This window comes from Bradyrhizobium sp. SZCCHNR1053, from assembly GCF_032381235.1.
Taxonomy (GTDB): Bacteria; Pseudomonadota; Alphaproteobacteria; order Rhizobiales; family Xanthobacteraceae; genus Bradyrhizobium.
Genome location: NZ_JAUHJM010000017.1, coordinates 23266 through 45000, shown reverse-complemented (window position 1 = coordinate 45000; position 21735 = coordinate 23266). Strand labels below are relative to the sequence as shown.

The following is a 21735-nucleotide window of genomic DNA, read 5'->3' as shown; positions in this document are numbered from 1 at the left end:
GATTACTAGCGATTCCAACTTCATGGGCTCGAGTTGCAGAGCCCAATCCGAACTGAGACGGCTTTTTGAGATTTGCGAAGGGTTGCCCCTTAGCTTCCCACTGTCACCGCCATTGTAGCACGTGTGTAGCCCAGCCCGTAAGGGCCATGAGGACTTGACGTCATCCCCACCTTCCTCGCGGCTTATCACCGGCAGTCTCCTTAGAGTGCTCAACTAAATGGTAGCAACTAAGGACGGGGGTTGCGCTCGTTGCGGGACTTAACCCAACATCTCACGACACGAGCTGACGACAGCCATGCAGCACCTGTGTTTCGGGCTCCGAAGAGAAGGTCACATCTCTGCGACCGGTCCCAAACATGTCAAGGGCTGGTAAGGTTCTGCGCGTTGCGTCGAATTAAACCACATGCTCCACCGCTTGTGCGGGCCCCCGTCAATTCCTTTGAGTTTTAATCTTGCGACCGTACTCCCCAGGCGGAATGCTTAAAGCGTTAGCTGCGCCACTGGTGAGTAAACCCACCAACGGCTGGCATTCATCGTTTACGGCGTGGACTACCAGGGTATCTAATCCTGTTTGCTCCCCACGCTTTCGTGCCTCAGCGTCAGTATCGGGCCAGTGAGCCGCCTTCGCCACTGGTGTTCTTGCGAATATCTACGAATTTCACCTCTACACTCGCAGTTCCACTCACCTCTCCCGAACTCAAGATCTTCAGTATCAAAGGCAGTTCTGGAGTTGAGCTCCAGGATTTCACCCCTGACTTAAAGACCCGCCTACGCACCCTTTACGCCCAGTGATTCCGAGCAACGCTAGCCCCCTTCGTATTACCGCGGCTGCTGGCACGAAGTTAGCCGGGGCTTATTCTTGCGGTACCGTCATTATCTTCCCGCACAAAAGAGCTTTACAACCCTAGGGCCTTCATCACTCACGCGGCATGGCTGGATCAGGGTTGCCCCCATTGTCCAATATTCCCCACTGCTGCCTCCCGTAGGAGTTTGGGCCGTGTCTCAGTCCCAATGTGGCTGATCATCCTCTCAGACCAGCTACTGATCGTCGCCTTGGTGGGCCATTACCCCACCAACTAGCTAATCAGACGCGGGCCGATCTTTCGGCGATAAATCTTTCCCCGTAAGGGCTTATCCGGTATTAGCACAAGTTTCCCTGTGTTGTTCCGAACCAAAAGGTACGTTCCCACGCGTTACTCACCCGTCTGCCGCTGACGTATTGCTACGCCCGCTCGACTTGCATGTGTTAAGCCTGCCGCCAGCGTTCGCTCTGAGCCAGGATCAAACTCTCAAGTTGAACTTGAAGCTTTGAACCGGCTGATCACAACGTTTGACGAGGTCCCACCAATCGATCTCCACGCTTCACAGCGCGAAAACCATGGTGTTACCTTTGAAACATTGTCCGCCGAAGTCTTCTCGTCCGATCCCAGAACCAAAAGCCGAAGCCCTCAATCCCGAGACCCGCAAGGACTCCGCCGTCCACGTTTCTCTTTCTTCATCTTCACTTGTCAAACAGCCCGGGACCTCAGTCCCACCCTCGGATGGAGGGGTCGCCCAACCTTTTCCGACGTCGATGAGCAACCGGGTTCTACCGGTTGTGCATCGCTCAGCAGAAGTGAGGAGCAATATTGGCGCGAATGCTCGCCTCGGTGTGTCCCGAAGCGGCGCCGCGCTCAGTGACCGTGCTTATAGGGGGGTCCGATCGGGGTGTCAACGCCCAATGTCAACAAATCGTCGCATCGAATCATTTTTTCCGGGACGGCCAGAGAACCCAGACTTCTTGCGGACTTCGTGCCCCACTTGGGCCACAATCCTGCGACGATTTGTTAAGCATCGACCTGGGTTGATTTGGGTCCAGCGGGGACCGCCATCGATTCAAGGATGATCCAGATCAAGGAAGTGGCGAGCCCTTCGCCTGACTCATACGGCCGAGACGACATCGAGAGATCCTGAAGAACAATAGCGGTTCGCGGATTCCGGCTTTCGGGCCAGAGAGTCTCGAACCGTCAGAAGCGCGCCATCATTCCGAGCCGTTTGTCTTGGACGTTAAGCCGACCGGCAGCTGAGTGATTTCGGCGCTGACTTTGAACTTGGGGGACGAAGGTTGAACCATCGGACGTCACGCGGAGGGTATGGACGCGAGGTCGGCATGATCGATCTCGGTCATGAGCCGCCGCTATCGGTCGATGGCTCCGAGGCCGCGGTGATCGATCGCCGCCGCGTCTCCGTGCAATGGTTCTCCGGTACGATTCTGACTGGTCTATGCGGCGCAGCCCTGATCGGCGGCGCCGTTTTTGCGTCGCTCGACGGCGAAATGACCTTCGCTCGCATGCCGGAGCGGATGGAGAGCGCGCTGCGCGGCGCCTTCGGCGCCAATGACCGCGTTGCCACCCTGCGCAAGAGCGATCGCCTGCCGCCGCCGAGCGAAGCGGCGGCCGCGCGCAATGTGGTGCGCATCTCGACCGTGACCCGCGCCGGATCGCGCGAGCTGATCCGGGTCCGTCCCTATGTCCGGATCTCGGGCAACCTGTCGATGACGACGAGCGATCTTTCCGCCAAGATCCCGCCGTTCAACGCCCAGCGCCTGCTGAGCGACACCGACAACGACAAGACCGGGTCCGGCGAGGATCCGAACAATCCGGAGGCCGTCGAGCCCGACGCCGAAGTCTCGTTCGTGACCAAGGATCTCGCCGCGGTGCTCCCCAAGGCGAAGATCGCGACCTCGGTGGCGCTCGACGAAATCGTCATGCGGGTTCGCGATGCGGCGAACTGGCGCGGCAACAATGGCGGCGTCCGCTACGCCTCGCTCGCCAATGCCGCCGCTGACGCGGCCGGTGCACAGGCCGTCCAAGGCGGCGACCTGAAACTGTCCTACGCCAATGACGGCACCTCGCCAGATCCTTACGCCGGCTTCGAGACCCGGGTGGTGCCGGAAAATGTCACCTTGCTCCCCAAGACCAAGGACCAGATCACCGGCGGCAATCCGCTCGGCGAGCGTGTCCACCTGGTCAAGAAGGGCGATACCGTCACCTCGATCCTGCGCGACCAGGGCGCGACGCCCGACGAGGCCAGGGCGATTGCCGCCCAGCTCGGCCCACGCGGCCGTGACGGCGGGCTGAAGGAAGGTGAGAAGCTCCGTATCCTGATGGCGCCGTCCGGCCCTGCCCCCGGCGCCCGGCTGCAGCCGTTCCGGGTCATCATCGCCAACGACACCATGATCGAGGCGGTGGCCGCGCTGTCGGACCTCGGACGATACGTCGCCGTGGACGCGCAGAGCATGAACACGGTCACCGAGACCGCCGACAACACCAATGACGAGGAGGATGACGGCACCGGTGTCCGCCTCTATCAGAGCATCTACGAGACGGCGATGCGCAACAAGGTGCCCACGCCGGTCATCGAGGACATGGTCCGGATCTATTCCTACGACGTCGACTTCCAGCGCAAGGTGCAGCCGGGCGATTCGTTCGACGTCTTCTATGCCGGCGACGATGACGACAAGCCCGGCAACAACGACAAGACCGAGGTGCTGTTCGCTGCGCTGACGGTCGGCGGCGAGACCAAGAAATACTACCGGTTCCAGACCCCCGACGACAGCGTCGTCGACTATTACGACGAGACCGGGAAGAGCGCGAAGAAGTTCCTGGTGCGCAAGCCGGTCAACAACGCGATCATGCGCTCCGGCTTCGGCGGCCGCCGCCATCCGATCCTCGGCTATGTGAAGATGCACACCGGCGTCGACTGGGCCACCGCCTACGGCACCCCGATCTTCGCCTCCGGCAACGGCGTCCTGGAAAAGGTCGGCACCGAAGGCGGCTACGGCAAGTACATCCGCATCAAGCACAACAACGGCTACGAGACGGCCTATGGCCACTTGTCGGCGTTTGCCAAGGGCATGGAGCCCGGCAAGCGCGTGCGCCAGGGCCAGGTCGTCGGTTTCGTCGGCTCGACCGGCATGTCGACCGGCCCGCACGTCCACTATGAGATCCTGGTCAACGGCCGCTTCGTCGACCCGATGCGCGTGAAGCTGCCGCGCGGCCGGTCGCTCGAAGGCCAGATCATGGCCAGCTTCGAGAAGGAGCGCGATCGCGTCGACCAGATGATGACCAGCCGCGGCGCCGGTGCCTCGCGCATCTCCGACGCCGGCCCGATCCAGGTCAGCCGCTAAAAGCCCGGCCTCGCCGGGCTGGCCCGTTCAACCCAAGGAAGTCTTTTTGCCGACGCAAGCGGCCCGCGCTGATCGCTCAGCGCGGGCCGCTTCCGTTTCAGTTCGGCGAAACGCCGCTCAGTTCAGCTTGCGCTTCGGGATCGGCGCCTCGAACGTCGCGATCTCGGCGGTGCGATGCGCCTTGCCGTTGAAGGTCAGCACATTGCCTTCCGAGGAGATGGCGACCTTGTCGCCGTCCTTGATGTCGCCGGCGAGGATCATCTCGGCGAGCGGATCCTGCACGCTACGCTGGATCACCCGCTTCAACGGCCGTGCGCCATAAGCCGGATCCCAGCCCTTGGCGGCGAGCCAGTCGCGCGCATCGCCATCCAGGGACAAGGTGATCTTGCGCTCCTCCAGCAGCTTCTGGAGCCGTGTGAACTGGATCTCGACGATCCGCCCCATCTCGCTCTTCTGCAAGCGGTGGAACAGGATGATCTCGTCGACGCGGTTGAGGAACTCGGGCCGGAAATGCCCGCGCACCGTGCCCATCACCAGCTCGCGCACCTCCGACGTATCCTCGCCCTCCGGCTGATTGACCAGGAACTCGGAGCCGAGATTGCTGGTCATGATGATCAGCGTGTTGCGGAAGTCGACGGTACGGCCCTGCCCGTCGGTCAGGCGGCCGTCGTCGAGCACCTGCAGCAGCACGTTGAAGACATCCGGATGCGCCTTCTCGATCTCGTCGAACAAGACGACCTGGTACGGCCGGCGCCGGACGGCCTCTGTCAGCGCTCCGCCCTCGTCATAGCCGACATAGCCGGGAGGCGCGCCGATCAGCCGCGACACCGAGTGCTTCTCCATGTACTCGGACATGTCGAGCCGGACCATCGCGGTCTCGTCGTTGAACAGATACTCGGCGAGCGCCTTGGTCAGCTCGGTCTTGCCGACACCGGTGGGGCCCAAGAACATGAACGAGCCCATCGGTCGGTTCGGGTCCTGCAGGCCGGCGCGCGAGCGCCGCACGGCGGTCGCGACCGCATGCACGGCCTCGAACTGGCCGACGACGCGCTTGCCGAGAGAATCCTCCATGCGCAGGAGCTTGTCCTTCTCGCCCTCGAGCATCTTGTCCACCGGCACGCCGGTCCAGCGCGAGACCACCTGCGCGATGTGGTTGGCGGTGACCGCCTCCTCCATCATCTCGCCGGCATTCTCCTTGGCCTCGATGTCGGCCAGCTGCTTCTCCAGCTCCGGGATGCGGCCATAGGCCAGCTCGCCCGCTTTTTGATACTCGCCGCGGCGCTGCGCGTTGGCGAGCTCGATGCGCAGGCCGTCCAGCTCGCTCTTGAGCTTCTGCGCGTTCGACAGCTTGTCCTTCTCCGCGCTCCAGCGTGCAGTCAGGCCAGCCGACTTCTCCGAGAGGTCGGCGAGCTCCTTTTCCAAGGTCAGCAGCCGGCTCTTGGACCCCGGATCGGTCTCCTTCTTCAGCGCTTCCTGCTCGATCTTGAGCCGGATGATCTCGCGATCCATCGAATCCAGCTCTTCCGGCTTGGAATCGACCTGCATCTTCAGCCGCGCGCCCGCCTCGTCCATCAGGTCGATGGCCTTGTCAGGCAGGAAGCGGTCGGTGATGTAGCGGTTCGACAGCGTCGCCGAGGCCACCAGCGCGGAATCGGTGATGCGCACGCCGTGATGCTGCTCGTATTTGTCCTTCAGGCCGCGCAGGATCGAAATGGTGTCCTCGACCGTCGGCTCGGTGACGTAGACCGGCTGGAAGCGCCGCGCCAGCGCGGCGTCCTTCTCGACGTGCTTCTGATACTCGTCGAGCGTGGTCGCGCCGATGCAGTGCAGCTCGCCGCGCGCCAGCGCGGGCTTCAACAGGTTCGACGCATCCATCGCGCCGTCGGCCTTGCCGGCGCCGATCAGGGTATGCATCTCGTCGATGAACAGCACGAAGGTGCCTTCGGCTGACGTGACCTCCTGCAGCACGGCCTTCAGCCGCTCCTCGAACTCGCCGCGATATTTCGCGCCCGCGATCAGGGAGCCGAGATCGAGCGACAACAGCCGCTTGTCCTTCAGGCTCTCCGGCACGTCGCCATTGACGATGCGCAGCGCGAGGCCCTCGACGATCGCGGTCTTGCCGACGCCGGGCTCGCCGATCAGTACGGGATTGTTCTTGGTGCGCCGGGACAGAACTTGAATCGTACGGCGGATCTCCTCGTCGCGGCCGATCACCGGATCGAGCTTGCCGTCGCGCGCCGCCTGGGTCAGGTCGCGGGCATATTTCTTCAGCGCATCATACGCATTCTCGGCGGTCGCCGAGTCGGCGGTGCGGCCCTTGCGCAGGGATTCGATCGCCGCGTTGAGGTTCTGCGCGGTGACGCCGCCCTTGGCGAGGATGCCGCCTGCTTCGCTGTTCTTCTCCAGCGTCAGCCCGAGCAGCAGCCGCTCGACCGTGACAAAACTATCGCCGGCCTTCTCGGCCGCCTTCTCCGCCGCGTCGAAGGCGCGCGCCAGCTCGGGCGACAGATAGACCTGTCCGGCGCCGCTGCCCGACACCTTCGGCAGCTTGCCCAGCGCATCCTCGGTCGCTTTCAGGATCGCGCGCGAATTGCCGCCGGCGCGGTCGATGAGACCGCCCGCAAGTCCCTCGCCGTCGTCGAGCAGGACTTTCAGCAGATGCAGCGGCGAGAATTGCTGATGGCCGTCGCGCACGGCCAGCGATTGCGCCGATTGGATGAAGCCCCGGGCGCGCTCGGTATATTTTTCGATATTCATGATATTTCCCTCAGCCTGCTGTGACGCCCCGAAGGCACGATTTCAGCATCTTCATTGGGTTTCGGACCGCGCACGTTGACGTCCATCAACGCCGCACCCCTGACGTCGCCGGCTTGCGCCCGGCTTGAGCTGAAATGTGGGAAGGCGGGCCAAAAACGGAAGAGGCCGTTTCACAAATTCGTGTGCCCTGGCCGCGGCCATGGGAATCTCCTATGAGGCGGCATGAGCCAGACCCGTCCCGCGCGCATCGCCGGCCTGTACCGCTATCCGGTCAAGGGCCTTACCCCGGAACCATTGCAGACGGCACCTTTGCGGATCGGCCAGACCTTGCCGGCCGACCGCCGCTACGCCTTGGAGAACGGCCCCAGCGGGTTCGATCCGGACGCTCCGGTCTGGCGGCCGAAGACGGCGTATCTCATGCTGATGCGCAACGAGCGCCTCGCCGGCTTCAAGACCGTGTTCGACGACGCGACGAATATCCTCACCATCCGCAAGGACGACGCCGTCGTCGTGCAAGGCGATCTCGAGAGCCCCGAAGGCCGCGCGGCGATCGAGCGCTTCTTCGCAGGCGAGTTCGCCGACGAGCTGCGCGGGCCACCAAAGCTGCTGTCGGGCGGCGGCTACAGTTTCACGGACCTGGCGCGCAAGGTGGTCTCGATCATCAACCTCGCCTCCATCGCGGAGATCGAGACTTTGGTCGGCGCTCCCGTGCACCCGCTGCGCTTCCGCGCCAACGTCTACGTCACCGGCTGGCAGGCCTGGCACGAGACCTCGCTCATGGGCGAGACGCTGCGCATCGGCTCGGCGCGGCTCAAGGTCGTGAAGACCACCACCCGCTGCGCCGCGGTCAACGTCGACCCGGACACGGCCGCCCGCGACCTCGACATCCCGCCCGCGCTGATGACCCGGCGCGGCAACAATGAATGCGGCATCTATGCCGAGGTGATCGAAGCCGGTGATATCGCCGTTGGCGACGAACTCGCCGTGGAGCAGCCGCGGCTGGTGTAGTTCGAGCGCTGGCCGCATCGGCGACGCGCCCCCTCTCCCGCGTGCGGGGGAGGGCCGGGGTGGGGGCGCCCCACCCGAAAATCTTCGTGTGGAGAGACTTCCCCCACCCGCATCGCATCTTCGATGCGATGCGACCTCCCCCGCAAGCGGGGGAGGCGCACACCGAGCGAGCCTCGACGGCTCGATTCATCAGTTCGAGATTGGTCAGTTCGGCATCACATACGCATACACCCGGCCGCGCGACACCGCGGTCTCGCGCACGCGGTTGCCGTTGTTGCCGGAGATGACGATCGGGTTGCCCTGGGCATCGACGCCCGAGACCACGCCGACATGTCCGCCGCCACGGCGGCTCATGACCGCGATCGCGCCGACCTGCGGGCCGGAGACGCGCTGGCCATAGCTCGCGAACGAGCGCGCCATGTCGGAGCCGGTGCCGCGATGGCCGGTCCGCTCCAGCACCATGTTCATGAAACGGGCGCACCACAGGCTGCGCCGGCCGGTCGGGTTGCCGCTGCCGATGAAGCTGCGCGCCGCGGAGACGACGCTGCTGCCGCCGCCGAAGCCGCCGGACGACGCCATGCCGTCGGACGCCGTGCCCGGCATCATGACGCTGGCCTGCGCGTCGGCAATGCCGCTCACCTCCACCCGCGCCACGCCGCGCTCCCAGCGCGACAGCCGGGCGACGGAGCGCCGGTGGTGATGATGCCTTGCGTAGTGATGGCCGCCGTGGCTGCGGTGGGCATGATGCCCGGAGCCGTGATGCGGACGGGCCGAAGCCGGTGTTGCGGTGACGGCGACGACTGCCGAGCACATGGTCAGCGCAACGATGTGAAGCGACCGGCGAAGGGTAGACACAACCATACTCAATCCTTCTGTTACTTCCCCCAGTACCTGACTTGGCACCCCCTGGTCCCTCAGCGCGGCCCCTCTGCAAGCCGCCAGCGGCGGTCCGTAAAATGTTGCGGTGTGACGAAACCATGACCATCGACGGCGAAAGGCTGGCGACGGGAGGGTGATTCCGAGTCTATGTCGCGGCGAAAACAAGGCGCTGGCCCGACCATTGTCGCGTGTCGCGCGACTCGTCATCATGCAGCACGTGACACGGGAGGAGCTGACGATGCCCCACGCAACGGCGAAAGACGGCGTTCGCCTCTATTTCGAAGAGGTCGGCGCCGGCACGCCGCTCATCTTCCTGCACGAGTTCGCCGCCGACCACACCAATTGGGAGCCACAGCTGCGCTACTTCGCGCGGCGCCACCGCTGCATCGCCTACGCCGCGCGCGGCTACACGCCCTCGGACGTGCCGGCCGCGCCCGACGTCTACAGCTACGTGCACTTCTACACCGACGCGCTGGCGGTGCTGGACCATCTCGGCATCGCCAGCGCCCACTTCGTCGGCCTGTCGATGGGCTCCTATTCCTCGCTGCAGGTGGCGCTGAACGCGCCGGGGCGCATCCGCTCGATGGTGCTGGCCGGGGTCGGCTCAGGCTCCAGCCTTGAGCAACTCGACGCCTTCCGCGCCCAGTGCCGCGCGACCGCCGAGCAGTTCGAGACCCTGGGCTCAGCCGAGACCGCCAGGGTGACGCGCGAGGCGCCCGGCCGCATTCCCTTCCTGGTCAAGGACCCGCGCGGCCACGCCGACTTCTACGCCGCCCTCGCCCGCCACGACGCAACAGGCTCGGCCAACACCATGCGCGGTTTCCAGGGTGGCCGGCCCTCGATCTTTACAATGACCGACGCCATCCGCGGCGTGCCGACGCCGGCCCTCATCATCTGCGGCGACGAGGACGACGCCTGCATCGCGCCGAGCCTGTTCCTCAAGCAGCACCTGCCGGCATCGGGGCTGACGTTCTTCCCGAAGTCCGGCCATGTGTTGAATCTGGAGGAGCCGGCGCTGTTCAACGCGTCGGTCGAGCGCTTCATCGCGCTGGTCGAGGCCGGGCGATGGGGGCCGCGGGATCCGCGGTCGAAGGCGGGATAGTTGCGCAGCCGAAGCGTTGCCGCTTTGCTCGACACGCGCAGCGGACCAGGCTGCTTCGAGCCGGCTTTGCCCATTCCAGCGACGATCACTTCCAACATGCATCGGACTCTGCCAGCCTGCGCCGGCATGACAGCTGAGGCTATTGCCACCTCCTCCGTCATCGCGAGCGCCAGCGAAGCGATCCAGGGCTACGCAGACAAGCTACCGTCGTGGCCCTGGATTGCTTCGTCGCTTGCGCTCCTCGCAATGACGGCCTGTTCGAGCAAGCCCTGCCAATGTCGCGACGGACTCGCCTACTCGCCGATGATCTTGATCAGCACGCGCTTGCGCCGACCGCCGTCGAACTCGCCGTAGAAGATCTGTTCCCACGGACCGAAGTCCAGCCTGCCTTGCGTGATCGCGACCACGACCTCGCGGCCCATGATCTGGCGCTTCATGTGGGCGTCGGCATTGTCCTCGCCGGTCCGGTTGTGGCGATAGCCCGCCACCGGCTCGTGCGGCGCCAGCTTCTCCAGCCATTGCTCGTAGTCGAAATGCAGCCCGCTCTCGTCGTCATTGATGAAGACCGACGCGGTGATATGCATGGCGTTGACCAGCACGAGTCCCTCGCGCACCCCGCTCTCCTTCAGCGCCGCCTCGACATCATCCGTGATGTTGATGAAGGCGCGACGGCCCGGTGTCTGGAACCAAAGTTCCTTGCGGAACGATCTCATCGGAACAATCCCGTGCTTCATCACCATGACCAGAGGATACCGCAACGCGCGTGTCCGTCCTCGAGTGTGCCGTAGCTCACAGCGTGCGGTTCCGGCTGCGCGCAGACTGGACCCGATGGAGTGCATACTGCAAGCCCAGCCGGCCCGGTGTCGCTTCGTCATACAATCCAAGATTGAACCGAACGTTGCTCGGACAGACTTAACTGCATTGCCGATCTCATTTCGACGATGACAACGACAGCGTGGCGGCTCGCCCTTCGGCGACGACTGTGCAGACCTGATCCGGCTGCAGCCGCTCATTCTCATCGCACGAGAAGCTCGACTTCTGCAGGCTGACGCCGATCGCAGCGAGTCGCCATTCAGAGGAGAGAGACAATGAGTCTGCTGCGTATCAATCTCTTTGGCGGTCTTGAAATCAAACGCGTCTCCGGCGAGCAGGTCGTCATCCCAAGCCGCAAGGCTGCAACACTCCTGGGCTATCTCGCCCTTACCTCTCCGCACGGCATTTCACGCAGCAAGCTTGCCGCACTCCTGTGGGAAGGCCGCTTCGGCGACAACGCGCGCGCAAACCTTCGCCAGGCCCTGTTGACGCTGCGCCGGGTGCTGCCGCAATGCGCCGACGTCATTTCGGCGGAACGGGACGACATCCGCATCCATCCGAACGCCGTTAGCACCGACGTGCAGGAGTTCGAGCTGCTGCTGCAGCTCGGCGATCTGGAAACCATGGCGCGCGCCGCCGCGCTATTCCGGGGCGAGTTGCTCGACGGCATCAGCTCGACGTCCTGCGCGTTCGAGGCATGGCTCTCCGCCGAGCGTCAACGACTGAAGACGCGAGCGATACGGGCCATCGCGGGCCTGCTGGACGTCGGCGGCCCCGAACATGTGGAGATCGCCAAGACATTCTCGCTGCGCGTGCTGGCCGCCGATCCGCTGCAGGAGGACGTCCACCGCACCCTGATGCGCTGCTACGCACAGCAGGGTCGCCGTGCCGACGCCCTGCGTCAATATGACTTCTGCCGCACCGTGCTGCGCAAGCAGGTCGGTGCCACGCCGGAGAGCGAAACCGAAACCCTGCAGCGCGAAATCAGGCGCATGCTTCGCGTCTGACGATCCGCGCGACCCTTGCTCCATGCGTGCCTCACATGATCGATTTTGACGGCACTTTCACGCCCCGCTTGACACTTGCATCACGGCCACACGCGCAACATCGCCCTCGATCGACGTCGCGCAGCAACTACTCCTGATGAGGTCAAGCGGCGCGTCGCTCAGAGGTCAGATAACGAGCGAGGAGGCTCAACATGAGTGGCATGCAGCAATCGACTGAGGACTTTGGTCAACTGAATCCCGAAGGGATCTTCGGCTCCGTTCTCGGCAGGTTCGCCGGACAAGCGATCGGACGCCTGATCGGCGGCAAGACCGGCCGGGACTTCGGCGGCGCCATCGGCGGAATCGCGGGCGGGTTCGCGCCGTTCTCCGTCGGCCCCGGCACCGAGCAGCCGTCGGAGATGGAGTTGCAGGGCTTCTGGAGCGTGCTCAAGAAGATCGGACAGGGCGCCCAGACCGGCCTCAACGTCGGCCACAACCTCGGCATCTTCAGCGTCGGTCCGCAAGCCGCCACCGCCGCGGCGCAGCCGACCGACATGGAGCTGCAGGGCTTCTGGAGCGTGCTCAAGAAGATCGGTCAGGGCGTCCAGACCGGCATCAATGTCGGCCACAACCTCGGCATCTTCAGCACCGGTCCGCAAGCCGCCACCGCCGCGGCGCAGCCGACCGACATGGAACTGCAGGGCTTCTGGAGCGTGCTCAAGAAGATCGGTCAGGGCGTCCAGACCGGCCTCGATGTCGGCCACAACCTCGGCATCTTCAGCACCGGTCCGCAAGCCGCGACGGCGGCGCAGCCCACCGACATGGAGCTGCAGAGCTTCTGGAGCGTGCTCAAGAAGATCGGCCAGGGCGTCCAGACCGGCCTCGACGTCGGCCACAATCTCGGCATCTTCAGCGCCGGCCAGCCGGGCCAGCAGGCGGCGGCCGCGCAGCCGACCGACATGGAGCTGCAGAGCTTCTGGAGCGTGCTCAAGAAGATCGGCCAGGGCGTCCAGACCGGCCTCGACGTCGGCCACAATCTCGGCATCTTCAGCGCCGGCCAGCCGGGCCAGCAGGCGGCGGCCGCGCAGCCGACCGACATGGAGCTGCAGAGCTTCTGGAGCGTGCTCAAGAAGATCGGCCAGGGCGTCCAGACCGGCCTCGACGTCGGCCACAATCTCGGCATCTTCAGCGCCGGCCAGCCGGGCCAGCAGGCCGCGGCGCAGCCGACCGACATGGAGCTGCAGGGCTTCTGGAGCGTGCTCAAGAAGATCGGACAGGGCGCGCAGACCGGCCTCAACATCGGGCACACGCTCGGCATCTTCAGCACCGGCCAGCCCGCCGGCACGATGCACTAGGACGACCGATTGGAAGCAACGACCCGCGACATCGCAACGCGGGTCCAAGAGAGTGAAGCGGTGGGCGCACGAAAAGTCCGCCCACCGCCGACCTGACATGGAGGGAACGACGCATGGCGGATCCGAACTCAGAACAGGAATTCATCGTGCAAGGCGAGCCGGTCAAGTCCGGCCAGCTCGCTGATCACTTGAGCCGCGAGCCCAGCGTGAAACGCGTCGGTCAGGTCGCACCTGACGTCGTCATCCTGTCGATGACGAAGAGCCAGGCCGATCGCCTCCGATCGACTTTCAGCACGATCGTGGTGGAGCCGAACGCTCCGCTGAAACCCTTTGGCGCCGGCTGACTTCAGCGGCGCCTCCCGACGATGTCACGAGCGAGGATGAAGGAGCCCGCAAATGGCCGCACGAAGCAAGCCTGAAATCTCGGATCAGAAGGATGCGGCCGGCTCGGCCGTCAACGGCACCGGAGCACAACCCGGAGCGGCGCAGCCGTCAGCCGAGGCCGCGGCCGCACCGCAGGCCGCAGCACGGGTGACCGCCGCATCAGCCCCAGCCGCACAAGGGACCAGCCGCAGCGACGGCGGCACGGCGGCGCCAGCGACGGGTCAACCCGGCGCAACGATCTCGCAACGGCGGGCGCAGTACATTCTGGCACCGCGCCAGCAGATGGGGCTTGGGACCTTCAGCGCCGACTTCATCGTCCAGCAACTGACAAACAGCCCCGACATCGACGTGGTGAAGACAATTCAGCCGCCGCGCCTGCTCGGATTTCAGAGCGCCGACCCAGGACAAGCACCGCTCGGCCCGATGGTGCTGGCCCGAATGGCGCCCGACAAGGCCGAATTGCTGAAGGCCCAGGCCGGAGCACGGCTCGCGGTCGAGCGCGATGCGCCGCTTACCTACATGCTCGATCCGACCGTCCCCCAGGTGCCGGCGCCGCACCAGCTTCCCAATCCCGGCGTTCTCATTCCCTTGGCCGACGGGTTCTCGACGACGATCGAAGTGGTCGGCGAGAGCGGCCCGCTGCCGGAGGTGGAAGTGTACGTGTTCGGCAGCGTGTGGCCGGTTCAGGGCGTCACCGACGCCAGCGGCCGCGTCACGCTCAAGATTCAGGGCGAGACGCCCGACACCATCCGCTCGATCCTGATCAAGCCGCGGGTCGATTACTGGACCTTCTGGCTCGATCGTCCGCAACTGACCCCCGACAGCGTGAACCGCATCGCCGCGAAGACGCTCGGCGCCTATCTGCGCGGATTTCCCGGCCAGCAATTGCTGGGTTGGGGCCAGCGCGCGATGGGCCTCGATCGCCTGCCCCTCGCCTATAACGGCGCGGGAGTGAAGATTGCGGTGATCGATTCCGGCGCCGCGCCGACGCATCGCAATCTGCACAGCGTCACGATCGGCAAGAGCATCGTCGGCAATGATCCCGCGAGTTGGACCGTCGATACCATCGGTCACGGCTCGCATTGCGCCGGGATCATCGCCGGCGGACCGATCGGCTCCGGCGGAGGCATTCGCGGCTTCGCTCCGGCGGCCGAAATCCATGTCTGCCGGATCTTCCCGGGCGGCCGGTTCAGCGATCTCGTCTCGGCGCTCGACTACTGCATGGAGAATGGCATCGACGTCGCCAACATGAGTCTGGGCGGCGGCGAGCCGTCGCAGATCATCGAGGAGCGGATCTTGCGGGCCAAGCAGATGGGCCTCGCCTGTATCGTCGCCGCGGGAAACTCGTCGGGGCCGGTCCAGTTTCCGGGCTCGACGCCGCATTGCCTGGCGGTCGCCGCGATGGGCAAATGGGGCGAGTTTCCCGAGGACAGCTTCCACGCCCAGCAGGGGTTGGACGGCTTCCGGAGCGCCGACGGATATTTTCCGGCGAAGTTCAGTTGCTTCGGGCCGGAGATCGACGTCTGCGCGCCGGGCGTCGGCATCGTGTCCTCGCTGCCGGCGGATGGCTTCGGGGCCTGGGACGGCACCTCGATGGCGACGCCGCACGTCACCGGTCTCGCCGCGCTCGTGCTGGCGCATCATCCCGACTTCAAGGGCCAGTTCGCGACACGCGACGCGCGGCGTGTCGAGCGGCTGTTCCAGATCCTGAAGGAGACATCGACGCCGCTGCAGTTCGGCGATCCCAACCGTTCGGGAGCCGGACTGCCGAACGCGATGCGCGCACTCGGCCTGGAAGCGGGCGTGGCCTCCGCGCCCACGGCCGATCCCTCGCTCGACGTTCTCCGTCGCCTGCTGGGACTGGCGCGCGGCGAGGCGCAGAGCGGCGCGACGTCTCCGACGCTGGTGCCGCAGGCGCCCAATGGCAAGCTCAACGGAGCCGGTTCGGTTGCCAGGGGCCCGGCAACGACGACCAGCGAGTGGTCCAGCCCGGCGGTCGGTGATCCCAGTCCGGCGCAGATCCGCGACATCATGCACAAGGTCGGCTTGCTGTAGATCACGGGGCAAGCCGCAGGAACGGCATCAGACGTTGCACGACGGGCAGTTTGCGCATGAGCCTCATGCACGGACTGCCCGTCGTGTTAGTTTGTCGCACGATCGCGGCTTGCGTCGTCGGCCAAATCAAGCGTAGATTTCCGCCCGTCCCGCCTCACTGCAAGAGGGGCGTATCGCGGTCGTCACAAACGCTGAGGTGGGATGCGGTGGGCGTGTCGGATTGCGCGTGGGGCTTCCTCGCGCGGACGAGCAATTCCGGCACGCACGGTCAAGTCGCGCGGTCCTGATACCCCGATGCTGGTATCCAGCGCGATGCGCGCAAGCGCATTGCGCGACACGGTGGCCAAAAAGCCCGGCGCACCGAGGAGAATGCGAAGCAGCCGTTCAACCATCGCGCAGGGAAGGCCGGGTGTTCCGGCTCGTACCTGTGGTTCCTGCCGCCTGCATTTTTTCCGCAGGCGGGCCATGGGTGCGGCCAGCATCCGGCCTTCCCTGCGCCTCTTCGCTATCGGAGGCGATGCATGACGCATAGCTCGGGCGCAGATGCGCCGCGGGGATGCGCAGCCTTGTCTCAACCGCCATCGGCTCTTTGAAAAGTGAAATCCCGCCACCCTAAGCTCGTCATGGCCGGGCTTGTCCCGGCCATCCACGTCCGTCCTCGTGCGCGCCTCAAGCTGTGATCCTATCGTAGAGATCATCCCAGCTGGGATTGCTCGCAAGGATCAGTCCAACCTTCCAGGCGCGCGACCAATGCTTGATGTTGTGCTCCCGTTGGATCGCGCTCTGAATGTCGTCGAAGACTTTAAAGTACACCAATCGCTTCAAGCGATACCGCCTGGTGAAGCCATCAACCAAGCCGGATCGATGCTGAAAGACACGGCGCACGAGATCGCTGGTCACGCCGACATAGAGCGCACCGTTGGGACGATTAGTCATGAAGTACACGTAGCCGCCCGCCATCTCGCCATACTGCAAGACGTGGATGGCCGGGACAAGCCCGGCCATGACGGCGGAGAGAGCGGGCCGCAAACTTCAACGAGGCCCCGGGGCTGCGGTCGCCCCCCGTCCCCCTACCGCCCCTTCTCCGCCCTGCTCAGAAGAAACACCCCCTGCTCGCCGAACATGTTCCAGAACCACCAGGGCATGGCGACACGCAAGGGGCGGCCGTAACTATCAAGTGCGACGGCGCGCTCCATCTTGACGCCGATCTCGTCGCAGAGCTGCACGAAGTCCTTGATGGTGCAGAAATGGATGTTCGGCGTGTCGTACCAGGTGAAAGGCAGATTGTCGGTGCGCGGCATGTGGCCGCCGACCAGCAGCTGCAGCCGCAGCCGCCAGAAGCCGAAATTCGGGAAGGTGACGATGGCACGGCGGCCGATGCGCAGGAGATTTTCCAGCACCGTCTTGGGCCGCCGCGTCGCTTGCAGGGTCTGCGACAGGACCACGTAGTCGAACGCATCGTCGGGATAATCGACGAGATCGGTGTCAGCATCGCCCTGCACCACCGCGAGGCCCTTGGCGACACAATGGTTGACGCCCTCGCGCGACAGCTCGATGCCGCGGCCGTCGATGCCGCGGCTCTCGAGCAGCTGCAGCAGGTCACCGTCGCCGCAGCCGATGTCGAGCACCTTGGAGCCGCTCTCGACCATGCCGGCGATCAGGAGATGATCGGGCCGATAGGCCAGCACCTCGCCGCCGGAGAATCCATTCAGCGGCAGCACACCCTGCATGCTCATGTCTCAGCCTCCCGTCGCGACCTTGAGGCCGCGCGCCTTGCCGGCGGAATCGAGAAAAGCGCTGGCGATCTCGAAGAACTCGGGGACGTCGAGCAGGAACGCGTCGTGCCCCCTGTCGGTCTCGATCTCGGCGAACGACACCCGCGCGCTGGACGCGTTGAGCGCATGAACCAGCGCCCGCGATTCCGAAGTCGGAAACAGCCAGTCGCTGGTGAAGGACACCACGCAGAAGCGCGTCTTGATGCCGCGGAACGCCGCCGCCAGCACGCCATCGTGGTCGCCGGCGATGTCGAAATAGTCCATCGCGCGCGTCAAATAGAGATAGGAGTTGGCATCGAAGCGCTCGACGAAGGACGAGCCCTGATAGCGCAGATAGCTCTCGACCTGGAAATCGGCGTCGAACGAGAACGTCGGCAACTCGCGGTCCTGCATGCGGCGGCCGAACTTGCGATGCAGCGCCGCGTCCGACAGATAGGTGATATGCGCGGCCATCCGTGCCACCGCGAGGCCGCGATGCGGATGAACGCCCTTGTCGCCGTAGCGGCCGTGGTCCCAGTCGGGATCGGCCATGACGGCCTGGCGGCCGAGCTCGTGGAAGGCGATGTTCTGCGCCGAATGCCGCGTCGCGCAGGCGATCGCGAGCGTGGCGAACACGCGCTGCGGATAGGCCACCGTCCATTGCAGCGCCTGCATGCCGCCCATCGAGCCGCCGACCACGGCGAACAGCGTGTCGATGCCGAGATGGTCGATCAGCATCGCCTGGGCGCGCACCATGTCGGGGATGGTGATGATCGGGAAATCGAGCCCCCAGACCTTGCCGGTCGCAGGGTTCAGCGAGGCCGGTCCGGTCGAGCCCATGCAGCCGCCAATCACGTTGGAGCAGATGATGAAATAGCGGCTCGGGTCGAGCGGGCGGCCGGGGCCGACCAGCGTCTCCCACCAGCCCGGCTTGCCGGTGACCGGATGACGGTTGGCGACGTGCTGGTCGCCGGTCAGCGCGTGGCAGACCAGGACCGCGTTCGATCTGTCGGCGTTGAGCTCGCCATAGGTCTGGTAGGCGATCTGGAACGGCGACAGGTCGACGCCGCAATCGAGCCTGAGCGGCTTGTCGGCACCGAACTGCGCGACCAGCGAGCTCGGATGATCGACCTCGTGCGAGCGCTCTTCGGGCGCAATCGTGCGCAGCGCGGAGGTGGGTTTCGGCGTCAGGCCTGTCATGTCTCTCACCCCGGCCATCCGGCAAGGGCTCCCGAACCACGTGACACATCAGGCCATGAAAAACCCGGCCTGAACTGGGGTTCGGCCGGGATCGATAACGTCCCCGGCCTGTTTAGCGAGTTTTTTAACGTGGCTGCAAGCCGGCCGGCTCAAATGACCACGGAACAGGCAGAAACTAGTCCCGCGGGCGCTCCTCGTCAAGGCAAGCTCGGGTTGACCGCCGATCGGGCGCCCCATGGCTGCAGGTCAGCCAAGCCTAGGCAGCACGAGGTAAACTTGCTGTTGCGCACGTCCCCCGCATCGGAGAGAACGGCATCCGTTCCAGTCCGCCGCGCGTTGACCCGCGGCCTGCGAAGAGTGACCCTGCCCATGTCGACCCCGCCGCCAGCCCCTCCCTCGCTCGCCGATTTGCGCAAGGAGATCGACGCGATCGACGAGCAGGTCCATCAGCTGCTGATGAACAGGGCCGACATCATCGACCGGCTGATCAAGGTCAAGAAGACCCAGGAGGTCGGCTCGGCGTTCCGCCCGGCGCGAGAGGCCGACATGATGCGGCGCCTGGTGCAGCGCCATCGCGGCATCCTGCCGCTCGACACCGTCGAGGGCATCTGGCGCGTGATCGTCTCGACGTTCACTTACGTGCAGGCGCCGTTCTCGGTTCACGCCGACGTGTCGGTCGGCGAATCCGCGATGCGCGATTCCGCCAGGTTCCATTTCGGCTTCGTGGTGCCTTATGTCGCCCATTTCAGCGCCCAGGCCGCCGTCGAAGCCGTGGCGCGCTCGAAGGGCGATCTCGCGCTGGTGTCGACGACCTCGGGGCATACGCCGTGGTGGATCACGCTGGAGCCCGCGGGCGCGCCGAAGATCATCGCGCGGATGCCGTTCATCGAGCGCGCCGACCATCCAGCGGCGCTGCCGGTGTTCGCGATCTCGCGCGTCGCGGACGACGCGCTGGTGCTGGAGGTCGAGACCTGGAGCATCCGCGTCTCCGGCTGGAATGCGCAGGTGTCCCGCGCGCTGTCGCCGCTCGCCGACGTCATCGCGGTGCCCGATACCGCCTTCGACGGCGCCGCGCTGTTGGTGTCGATCGAGTCGCCGTCGAACCTCGACAAGATCAAGGCTGCCCTGATCGCGGCGGGCGCCTCGGTCCGCTCGACGGCCCTCGTCGGCGGCCATGCGAAACGCTATACGGTTCCCAGCTGAGACGCCCCGCGCCAGTGATGATTTTCCGGAGTTGACGATGAACCGCCCCGTGCCGAATCCCGGCATCCTCGACATTGCGCCCTACACGCCGGGCAAGAGCCCGAAGCCCGAGCCGGGCCGCAAGGTGTTCAAGCTGTCGGCGAACGAGACTCCGTTCGGTCCTTCACCCAAGGCGATCGACGCCTTCAAGAGCGCGGCCACGCATCTGGAGGATTATCCGGAAGGCACCTCGCGGGTGCTGCGCGAGGCGATCGGCCGCACCTATGGCCTCGATCCCGGCCGCATCGTCTGCGGCGCCGGCTCCGACGAGATCCTGAATCTGCTGGCACACACCTTTCTCGGGCAAGGCGACGAGGCGATCTCCACCGCGCACGGCTTCCTGGTCTATCCGATCGCGACCATGGCCTGCGGCGCCAGGAACGTGGTTGCCGCGGAGACCGAGTATCGCACCGACGTCGACGCGATCCTGGCCGCGGTGACGCCGCGCACCAAGCTCGTGTGGCTCGCCAATCCGAACAACCCGACCGGCACCTACATCCCGTTCGACGAGGTCAAGCGGCTGCGCGCCGGCCTTCCCTCGCATGTCGTGCTGGTGCTCGACGCCGCCTATGCCGACTACGTCTCGCGCAACGATTATGAGTTCGGGATCGAGCTGGTCGCCACGACCGAGAACACCGTCGTCACCCACACCTTTTCCAAGATCCACGGCCTCGCAGCGCTCCGCGTCGGCTGGATGCTCGGCCCGGCGCACATCGTCGATGCCATCAACCGCATCCGCGGGCCGTTCAACGTCTCCTCGCCCGCGATGCTCGCTGCGGTCGCCGCGATCGAGGACACCGCGCATCAGCAGATGTCGAAGGCACACACCGAGACCTGGCGCAACTGGCTCACTGAGGAGATCGGCAGGCTCGGGCTGAAGGTGACGCCGAGCGTCACCAACTTCATCCTGATCCACTTCCCGACCGAGAAGGGCCGCACCGCGGTCGAGGCCGACGAATTCCTGACACGGCGCGGCCTCGTGCTGCGCGCGCTCGCCAACTACAAGTTGCCGAATGCGCTGCGCATGACGATCGGCACCGAGGAGGCCAATCGTCTGGTCGTCGAGGCTCTCAGCGAATTCATGAGGACGAAGTGAGCGTCGCGGGACGGTTCGAACGCATCGCGCTGATCGGCTTCGGCCTGATCGGCGGCTCGATCGCGCGCGCGGCGCGGCTGCAAGGCATGGCCGGCGAAATCGTCACCACGGCGCGTTCGGACAAGACCCGCGCCCGCGTGACCGAGCTCGGCATCGTCGACCGCGTCGTTGCGAGCAATGCCGAGGCGGTCAAGGATGCCGACCTCGTCATCCTCTGCATTCCCGTCGGCGCGTGCGGTCCCGTGGCCGAAGAGATCGCGCCGCATCTGAAGCCCGGCGCCATCGTCTCCGACGTCGGCTCCGTGAAGGGCGCCATCGTTCGCGACATGGCGCCGCACCTGCCGGCGCATGTTCATTTCGTACCGGCGCATCCGGTCGCCGGCACCGAGAATTCGGGACCGGACTCCGGCTTCGCCGAGCTGTTCATCAACCGCTGGTGCATCCTGACGCCGCCCGACGGTGTAGATGCCAACGCGATCGATCGTCTGCGCGCGTTCTGGGCCGCGCTTGGCGCCAAGGTCGAGATCATGACGCCGGATCATCATGACCGTGTGCTCGCGATCACCAGCCACCTGCCGCATCTGATCGCATACACCATCGTCGGCACCGCCGACGAGCTGGCGCAGGTGACCGAGTCCGAGGTGATCAAGTTCTCCGCCGGCGGCTTTCGCGATTTCACCCGCATCGCCGCCTCCGACCCGACGATGTGGCGCGACATCTTCCTGAGCAACAAGGATGCCGTGCTCGACATGCTCGGCACCTTCACCGAGGACCTCTCCAAGCTGACGCGGGCGATCCGCCGCGGCGACGGCGATGCGCTGTTCGATCACTTCACCCGCACCCGCGCGATCCGCCGCGGCATCGTCGATATCGGCCAGGATTCGGCGGCGCCGGACTTCGGCCGGCCGCTGCCGCAGTTGAAGAAGCCCTGAAGGC

The 21735-nt window shown here is 65.2% G+C and carries 16 protein-coding genes, 1 rRNA gene and 1 riboswitch (1 of these 18 only partly in view); of the genes, 10 read left to right on the top strand and 7 right to left on the bottom strand.

Annotation, left to right across the window (positions count from 1 at the left end):
- Positions 1-1297 (bottom strand): 16S ribosomal RNA (locus QX051_RS27675); it reaches 192 nt to the left of the window's first position.
- Between the two features lie 807 nt (positions 1298-2104).
- Here QX051_RS27675 and QX051_RS27670 point away from each other — a divergent pair.
- Positions 2105-4168 (top strand): M23 family metallopeptidase, encoded by a 2064-nt coding sequence (locus QX051_RS27670; RefSeq protein ID WP_315736252.1) that lies wholly within the window; start codon positions 2105-2107, stop codon positions 4166-4168.
- Positions 4169-4285: 117 nt separating this feature from the next.
- Here the strand turns inward: QX051_RS27670 and clpB are convergent, their stop codons facing one another.
- Complete coding sequence (clpB, locus tag QX051_RS27665) at positions 4286-6925, bottom strand: ATP-dependent chaperone ClpB (protein ID WP_315778308.1); 2640 nt, start codon at positions 6923-6925, stop codon at positions 4286-4288.
- Positions 6926-7147: 222 nt separating this feature from the next.
- Between clpB and QX051_RS27660 the strand changes: the two genes are divergently transcribed.
- A complete protein-coding gene (locus QX051_RS27660; RefSeq protein WP_315778307.1) occupies positions 7148-7933 on the top strand; it encodes an MOSC domain-containing protein in 786 nt (261 codons plus the stop codon).
- 204 nt (positions 7934-8137) lie between these two features.
- On the opposite strand, the gene QX051_RS27655 is transcribed toward QX051_RS27660, so the two are convergent.
- Complete coding sequence (locus QX051_RS27655) at positions 8138-8794, bottom strand: TIGR02594 family protein (RefSeq protein ID WP_315778306.1); 657 nt, start codon at positions 8792-8794, stop codon at positions 8138-8140.
- Between the two features lie 256 nt (positions 8795-9050).
- On the opposite strand from QX051_RS27655, the gene QX051_RS27650 reads away from it, so the two are divergent.
- On the top strand, positions 9051-9914 hold the full coding sequence (locus QX051_RS27650; protein ID WP_315778305.1) for an alpha/beta hydrolase: 864 nt from the start codon (positions 9051-9053) through the stop codon (positions 9912-9914).
- 293 nt (positions 9915-10207) lie between these two features.
- Here the strand turns inward: QX051_RS27650 and QX051_RS27645 are convergent, their stop codons facing one another.
- Positions 10208-10627: a secondary thiamine-phosphate synthase enzyme YjbQ gene (locus QX051_RS27645; protein WP_315755973.1), complete on the bottom strand. Its 420-nt coding sequence runs from the start codon at positions 10625-10627 to the stop codon at positions 10208-10210.
- Between the two features lie 375 nt (positions 10628-11002).
- Here QX051_RS27645 and QX051_RS27640 point away from each other — a divergent pair, with 375 nt between their 5' ends.
- The 4 genes from QX051_RS27640 to QX051_RS27625 all read left to right on the top strand — a co-directional run bounded on the left by QX051_RS27640 (position 11003) and on the right by QX051_RS27625 (position 15507).
- Entirely contained in the window at positions 11003-11734 is a 732-nt protein-coding gene (locus QX051_RS27640) for a BTAD domain-containing putative transcriptional regulator (protein ID WP_315755972.1), read from the top strand.
- 191 nt (positions 11735-11925) lie between these two features.
- Positions 11926-13068: a hypothetical protein gene (locus QX051_RS27635; RefSeq protein ID WP_315778304.1), complete on the top strand. Its 1143-nt coding sequence runs from the start codon at positions 11926-11928 to the stop codon at positions 13066-13068.
- Between the two features lie 113 nt (positions 13069-13181).
- Positions 13182-13412 (top strand): hypothetical protein, encoded by a 231-nt coding sequence (locus QX051_RS27630; RefSeq protein WP_315736244.1) that lies wholly within the window; start codon positions 13182-13184, stop codon positions 13410-13412.
- A gap of 52 nt (positions 13413-13464) precedes the next feature.
- Positions 13465-15507 carry a S8 family serine peptidase gene (locus tag QX051_RS27625; protein WP_315778303.1) on the top strand — a complete coding sequence of 681 codons (2043 nt, stop codon included), beginning with the start codon at positions 13465-13467 and terminating at the stop codon, positions 15505-15507.
- A 669-nt stretch (positions 15508-16176) separates the two neighbouring features.
- On the opposite strand, the gene QX051_RS27620 is transcribed toward QX051_RS27625, so the two are convergent.
- The 3 genes from QX051_RS27620 to QX051_RS27610 all read right to left on the bottom strand — a co-directional run bounded on the left by QX051_RS27620 (position 16177) and on the right by QX051_RS27610 (position 18461).
- Positions 16177-16512, bottom strand: coding sequence for a GIY-YIG nuclease family protein (locus QX051_RS27620; protein ID WP_315778302.1), 336 nt, complete (start codon positions 16510-16512; stop codon positions 16177-16179).
- Positions 16513-16577: 65 nt separating this feature from the next.
- On the bottom strand, positions 16578-17243 hold the full coding sequence (gene metW / locus QX051_RS27615) for a methionine biosynthesis protein MetW (RefSeq protein ID WP_315736241.1): 666 nt from the start codon (positions 17241-17243) through the stop codon (positions 16578-16580).
- A 3-nt stretch (positions 17244-17246) separates the two neighbouring features.
- Positions 17247-18461, bottom strand: coding sequence for a homoserine O-acetyltransferase (locus QX051_RS27610; RefSeq protein WP_315778301.1), 1215 nt, complete (start codon positions 18459-18461; stop codon positions 17247-17249).
- Positions 18462-18552: 91 nt separating this feature from the next.
- Positions 18553-18632: riboswitch (SAM riboswitch) on the bottom strand.
- 198 nt (positions 18633-18830) lie between these two features.
- Between QX051_RS27610 and QX051_RS27605 the strand changes: the two genes are divergently transcribed.
- From QX051_RS27605 to QX051_RS27595, 3 genes are read left to right on the top strand one after another with little or no spacing between them, the layout of a single operon-like run.
- Positions 18831-19664: a chorismate mutase gene (locus tag QX051_RS27605; RefSeq protein ID WP_315736239.1), complete on the top strand. Its 834-nt coding sequence runs from the start codon at positions 18831-18833 to the stop codon at positions 19662-19664.
- A gap of 37 nt (positions 19665-19701) precedes the next feature.
- The gene (hisC, locus tag QX051_RS27600) at positions 19702-20799 is read left to right on the top strand and encodes a histidinol-phosphate transaminase (RefSeq protein ID WP_315778300.1); all 1098 of its coding nucleotides are present in this window, start codon (positions 19702-19704) and stop codon (positions 20797-20799) included.
- A complete protein-coding gene (locus QX051_RS27595; protein ID WP_315736237.1) occupies positions 20796-21731 on the top strand; it encodes a prephenate/arogenate dehydrogenase family protein in 936 nt (311 codons plus the stop codon). The genes hisC and QX051_RS27595 overlap by 4 nt, the downstream gene beginning before the upstream one ends.
- The last annotated feature ends 4 nt before the right edge of the window (positions 21732-21735 follow it).

What these genes read in the sequence shown, in the direction of transcription:
- clpB (WP_315778308.1), bottom strand. Translation starts at nt 6,925, where the DNA reads ATGAATATCGAAAAATATACCGAGCGCGCCCGGGGCTTCATCCAATCG.
- QX051_RS27660 (WP_315778307.1), top strand. Translation starts at nt 7,148, where the DNA reads ATGAGCCAGACCCGTCCCGCGCGCATCGCCGGCCTGTACCGCTATCCG.
- QX051_RS27655 (WP_315778306.1), bottom strand. Translation starts at nt 8,794, where the DNA reads ATGGTTGTGTCTACCCTTCGCCGGTCGCTTCACATCGTTGCGCTGACC.
- QX051_RS27650 (WP_315778305.1), top strand. Translation starts at nt 9,051, where the DNA reads ATGCCCCACGCAACGGCGAAAGACGGCGTTCGCCTCTATTTCGAAGAG.
- QX051_RS27645 (WP_315755973.1), bottom strand. Translation starts at nt 10,627, where the DNA reads ATGAGATCGTTCCGCAAGGAACTTTGGTTCCAGACACCGGGCCGTCGC.
- QX051_RS27640 (WP_315755972.1), top strand. Translation starts at nt 11,003, where the DNA reads ATGAGTCTGCTGCGTATCAATCTCTTTGGCGGTCTTGAAATCAAACGC.
- QX051_RS27635 (WP_315778304.1), top strand. Translation starts at nt 11,926, where the DNA reads ATGAGTGGCATGCAGCAATCGACTGAGGACTTTGGTCAACTGAATCCC.
- QX051_RS27630 (WP_315736244.1), top strand. Translation starts at nt 13,182, where the DNA reads ATGGCGGATCCGAACTCAGAACAGGAATTCATCGTGCAAGGCGAGCCG.
- QX051_RS27625 (WP_315778303.1), top strand. Translation starts at nt 13,465, where the DNA reads ATGGCCGCACGAAGCAAGCCTGAAATCTCGGATCAGAAGGATGCGGCC.
- QX051_RS27620 (WP_315778302.1), bottom strand. Translation starts at nt 16,512, where the DNA reads ATGGCCGGGCTTGTCCCGGCCATCCACGTCTTGCAGTATGGCGAGATG.
- metW (WP_315736241.1), bottom strand. Translation starts at nt 17,243, where the DNA reads ATGAGCATGCAGGGTGTGCTGCCGCTGAATGGATTCTCCGGCGGCGAG.
- QX051_RS27610 (WP_315778301.1), bottom strand. Translation starts at nt 18,461, where the DNA reads ATGACAGGCCTGACGCCGAAACCCACCTCCGCGCTGCGCACGATTGCG.
- QX051_RS27605 (WP_315736239.1), top strand. Translation starts at nt 18,831, where the DNA reads ATGTCGACCCCGCCGCCAGCCCCTCCCTCGCTCGCCGATTTGCGCAAG.
- hisC (WP_315778300.1), top strand. Translation starts at nt 19,702, where the DNA reads ATGAACCGCCCCGTGCCGAATCCCGGCATCCTCGACATTGCGCCCTAC.